Source organism: Mycobacterium sp. (assembly GCF_036488105.1).
Taxonomy (GTDB): Bacteria; Actinomycetota; Actinomycetes; order Mycobacteriales; family Mycobacteriaceae; genus Mycobacterium.
This window is the reverse complement of the sequence record NZ_DASXHW010000177.1, coordinates 1-4,476: the sequence shown is the minus strand read 5'-3', so window position 1 is coordinate 4,476 and position 4,476 is coordinate 1. Positions and strand designations below refer to the sequence as shown.

Annotated in this window: 4 protein-coding genes, 1 tRNA gene and 1 pseudogene; 3 read left to right on the top strand and 3 right to left on the bottom strand. The window is 64.5% G+C overall.

Translation table 11 applies throughout. The features are described 5' to 3' along the window. Together VGH54_RS09310 and VGH54_RS09305 are read left to right on the top strand one after the other, a co-directional pair. A pseudogene (locus VGH54_RS09310) lies at window positions 1-131 on the top strand (MarR family transcriptional regulator); the annotation flags it as partial. A gap of 77 nt (window positions 132-208) precedes the next feature. After that, window positions 209-298: transfer RNA gene (locus tag VGH54_RS09305), tRNA-Ser, on the top strand. A gap of 3 nt (window positions 299-301) precedes the next feature. On the opposite strand, the gene VGH54_RS09300 is transcribed toward VGH54_RS09305, so the two are convergent. The 3 genes from VGH54_RS09300 to lipE form a co-directional block, all read right to left on the bottom strand. Beyond that, window positions 302-1,177, bottom strand: coding sequence for a cyclopropane mycolic acid synthase family methyltransferase (locus tag VGH54_RS09300; RefSeq protein WP_414688682.1), 876 nt, complete (start codon window positions 1,175-1,177; stop codon window positions 302-304). Window positions 1,178-1,314: 137 nt separating this feature from the next. Further along, window positions 1,315-1,653, bottom strand: coding sequence for a hypothetical protein (locus tag VGH54_RS09295; RefSeq protein ID WP_331511662.1), 339 nt, complete (start codon window positions 1,651-1,653; stop codon window positions 1,315-1,317). Between the two features lie 23 nt (window positions 1,654-1,676). Beyond that, complete coding sequence (gene lipE, locus VGH54_RS09290; RefSeq protein WP_331511661.1) at window positions 1,677-2,933, bottom strand: lipase LipE; 1,257 nt, start codon at window positions 2,931-2,933, stop codon at window positions 1,677-1,679. A gap of 326 nt (window positions 2,934-3,259) precedes the next feature. On the opposite strand from lipE, the gene VGH54_RS09285 reads away from it, so the two are divergent. After that, window positions 3,260-4,321: an IS110 family transposase gene (locus tag VGH54_RS09285; RefSeq protein WP_331511664.1), complete on the top strand. Its 1,062-nt coding sequence runs from the start codon at window positions 3,260-3,262 to the stop codon at window positions 4,319-4,321. Window positions 4,322-4,476: the final 155 nt, after the last annotated feature.

Below are 4,476 nucleotides of genomic sequence, written 5' to 3'. Positions count from 1 at the left end.
CGCAGCAGGCCATGGTGACCTACGCCGAGTGCGTGCGGACCAACTTTCTGGGCCAGTTGTCGCGTTCGCAGGTCGCCGCGATGGGGGAGAACTGCCGCCGGATCAGCGCCGCGCTGAAGCGATCCGGCTGACCCAGCCGCTGACGATGCGGGCCGGCTCGGGCCGACGAGGCGGCGGGCGACCGGACCCAGCCGCTACCCTTGTCCGCGGTGGCGTGGCAGAGCGGCCTAATGCACTCGCCTTGAAAGCGAGAGACGGCTAAAACCGTCCGGGGGTTCAAATCCCTCCGCCACCGCCAGTACTAACCCTTGACGAGGGTGAACTGGGCAATGTCGGTGATGCTGCGGCGGAAGAAGTCCGCGCACCCGGTCAGGTAGCGCATGAACCGGTCGTAGTTGGCCTCGTCCGTGATCGTGATCGCTTCGTCGCGCTTGGCCTCGAGGTTGGTCGCCCACATATCCAGCGTCCGGGCGTAGTGCGCGCGCAGGCTGTGGACCCGCTCGACGCCGAAACCTGCCGCGGTCGCGAACTGCACCACGTCGTCTTCGGAGGGCAGTTCGCCACCGGGGAAGATCTCCTGTCCGATGAACCGCATGAACCGCAGATCGTTCATCGTGATCGCCACTCCGTTGGCCGCGAAGAAGCTCTGAGGTCGTCCGAGAATCGTGTGCAGCAGCATCCGGCCGTCGGCGGGCAGCACTCGGTGCGCCGACTTGAAGAACGCGCCGTAGCGCGGCTTGGTGAACGCCTCGAACGCACCAATACTCACGATGTGGTCGACCGGCTCGTCGAACTCCTCCCAGCCCTGGAGTCGCACCTCGACCGAGCGCGTCGTCGGCACCTTCGCCAGCCGGGCCGTGGTCCACGCGTGCTGGTTGCGGCTCAACGTGATGCCGATGACGTTGACGTCATATCGCTGCAGGGCGACTTCCAGCGCGCCGCCCCACCCGCAACCGATGTCGAGCAGGGTCATGCCGGGCTCGAGGTTCAACTTGCCCAGCGCGAGATCGAATTTCGCGACCTGCGCCTCGTCCAGCGTCATGTCGTCGCGTTCGTAATATGCGCAGGTGTAGCCCATCGTGGGGCCCAGGAACAGCGCGAAAAAGTCGTCGTTGAGGTCGTAGATCGACTGCGACGTCTCGTAGTCCGGCGTCAATCCGCTGCTTTGATCAGCCACTACAAAGTTACCCATCTATCTGGAGTCAGAAGTCGGGTAGCCCAAAGTAGACGCTCATTTCTTAGCGCCCGCGTTGCTGGTCCCCCGACCACAGCCAAACGTGCTCCGAGCATGTTAGACCGGCTGGATTAACAGCGTTAATTGTGGTGCATGACGGTGTCGGCCAGATGCACGCCGATCCCGAGGGCTACAAGGATCAGTAGCAGCGCCAGCGCAGGCCAGATCCACATCAGCCACCCGCGCACCGCGGCGACGATCACGCCAGACACTCCGATCAGGACCGCGATCCCGACTCCGCCCCATGTCACGGCGTAAGCGGCGTTGAGCGCCCCGTAAGCGCAATGCTCATTGCACGAATCGGTGGCCATCACGAAGAAGAACGAGAACCCGACCGTGCCCATGGCGGCGAGCGCGGCGGCGACGGACAGGATCGAGGTGAGTGTGATGTCAACGACGGAATGGCGTCGCGGCTGCATCACCTAACTATGGCGCACCCTGACTAGGGCGCACCCTGCGGGATCTCGGCGGCGATGCGGTCCATCAGCGCGGTGTACCGCTTGAGCTCGGGGTCGCGGCCGGGCTTGCCGCTGCTCACCACACCGGCTGCCAGCCGGCGGTCGGGATCGGCCCAGATCGCGCAGTTGACCAGCCCGAGATGGCCGAACGCCGCCGGCGCACCCCGGCCGAATGGGCCGAATCGCTTTGTGCCGAGCTGGAAGCCGGTGCCCCAGCGGGCCGGCATGAGTCCGGTTGCCACGTCGGGTCGCAGTCGGCGACATTGCCGCGTTGCATCGTGCAGCGTTTTGGGGTTCAACACCCTGACTCCGTCGAGTTCGCCTCCGCGACGCCATATTTCGGCGAACCGGGACATCTCGGCGGCGTTCGAGATGGTGTTTGATGACGGGATCACAGTCTTGAGAAAGAGCGGTGTGTTGGTGATCGGGATGATCTCGTGGGTGGTACCGCCGACCGCCTTGCGGAAGGCCGCCGCGATCGGAGCGGGCAGCAGTGGTGTGCCGGTGGCATGGCTGGGTGCTACCAGCGGGATATCCTGTTCTGCCACACCGAAATTGGTCCAGCAAAAGTTCAGCGGGCCGAGAATCTCGGTGGCCAGAATCTCACGGATGTCTTTACCCGTTGCGGCGTAGATGATTTCGCGCATCAGCGGGCCCCAGGTCAGTGCGTGGTAGACGTGCACGAGCCCCGGCCGGTAGAGCGGCCGCAAGTTGCTGAGCTGTTCTTGCGCGTACTCGTGATCGTCGGCCCGCTTGAGATCCGGCTTGGGTCCGGTCGGAAACGGGACACCGGCGCTGTGGGTGATCACGTGCCGGATGGTGGTGCGGTCCTTGCCGTGGCTGGTGTACGTCGGAATGTACTCGCAGACCCGGTCGTCGAGTGAGATCTGACCGCGCTCAACGAGCATGTGCACGACGGTTGCGGTGATCGCTTTGGCGGACGAGTAAACGCAGAACGGTGTATCGGTCTTGACCGGGATTTTCTCGGCGTCGGCCGGGTCGGTCGGGGCGTTGCCCCAGCCGTGCCCGATCGCCCGGTTCAGCACGACCTTGCCGTTGTGCCGCAGGCACACCTGGATCGCCGGATGCATGCCGGCCTGATACCAGTGACGGGCGGCCTGCCAGATCCGCTCGACGGCCGCCGGGTCGATCCCGGAGTGGTCCTCCTCGCCGATTGCGGTGACGGCGTCGAGGTCGGCGGGGACCCGGACCCTGCCCCGCAACTCATCCTGGCCGGTCATGCACGTCCCTTCGGGTCGACGGTCGAAACTCCTCCGCGAGGGTACGTGGGCGCCCCCGTTGCTGAGTTATCCGACTTGTGTGGGTGTCATGGGACGGTGTGTGGGATTGCAGCCCATTAGCGTCTCGTAGCAGGCCGCAGGGATGACTCAGAGTTATCCTGTCGCCCGTGGTTCGGGTTGACCCTACTGTGGTGTGTCACCCTTGCGGTCTGCGTTCGCGGCGTGACTGAAGAGAGGCGTGACCGCAAGTTGCTGTGAGAGGTACTTGAAGTCGGATTGTCCGCCGCGGATTCCCCACCCACATGAGCGAAGGGAACCCGTATTCCATGATCGTCATCGGCATCGATCCGCACAAGACCACTCACACCGGCACCGCACTGGACCCGGCCACCAACTCTGATGTCGGGTCGGTGCGCATCGAGGCATCCCTGACCGAATACCAGCGTCTGATCCTTTGGGCGAAACCATGGCCCGAACGCACCTGGGCGATCGAAAACGCCGACGGTCTGGGGCATCACTTGGCGCTCTGGTTGCTGGCTCGCGGCGAGGTCGTTGTCGATATTCCGACCACAGCGACTGCGCGGGTCCGGGAACTCTCCCGAGGCGGTGGCCGTAAGAACGACCGCATCGATGCCGCGGCGGCGGCCAGTGTCGCGGCGCTGCAGGGCGATGCCCGTCAGGTCTACCCCGAAACCACCACCGACGCGCTGGCGCTGCTGGATGAACGTCGAGTCAACCTGTCACACAGCAGAACCCGCGCGGTCAATCAGCTACACGCGCTCCTGCGCGAGTTGATGGCCGGCGGCGCACCGACGTCGCTGACCCCCGCCAAGGCCACCGCCGCTCTCCGTGGATTCCGCCCCCGCACCGGCCCAGACCGGACTCGGCTGGAACTTGCCAAGGAGCTCATCGCCGACGTCAGGCGGTTCGACGAGCAGATCAAGGCCAACGAAGCCAAGATCGCCGTTCTGCTCGACGAGCACGGCACCACTCTGCGCGAGGTCGACGGTGTCGGATCTGTCTTGGCCGCCCCCCTGCTGGGCCGCACCGGCCAGGCGACCAGGTTCGCCTCGGCTGCCGCATACGCGAACTACACCGGCACCGCGCCTGTCCAAATTGCGAGCGCTGATTCCTCTCGGCACCGGCTGTCCCGCTACGGGGACCGGCAACTGAACTCCGCGATCTACACCATCGCAATGATCCAGATCCGGATGCACGCGAGCACCGGCCGCGCCTACTACGACAAGAAGATCGCCGAGGGTAAATCCCCCCGATATGCCACCCGTGCGCTCAAGCGTCACCTCGCCGGCCATCTCTGGCGAATCATGCTTGCCGACGAGACCCGCACCCCACGACTAGTTTCAGAAACAGCGGCAAATGCCTCTTGACAAATAGAGAGGCACCACAGTTGGACCTTTATCCACAGGCGAGGGTCTCGGGGTGTGCTTGTGTCCGTCTGGTTGGCTAAGATTCGAACATGCGTTCTAGTAGTCGGGAAGAGGTCGTCGAGGTTCTCGATGCGCTCGAGGCCGGCTACAAACGC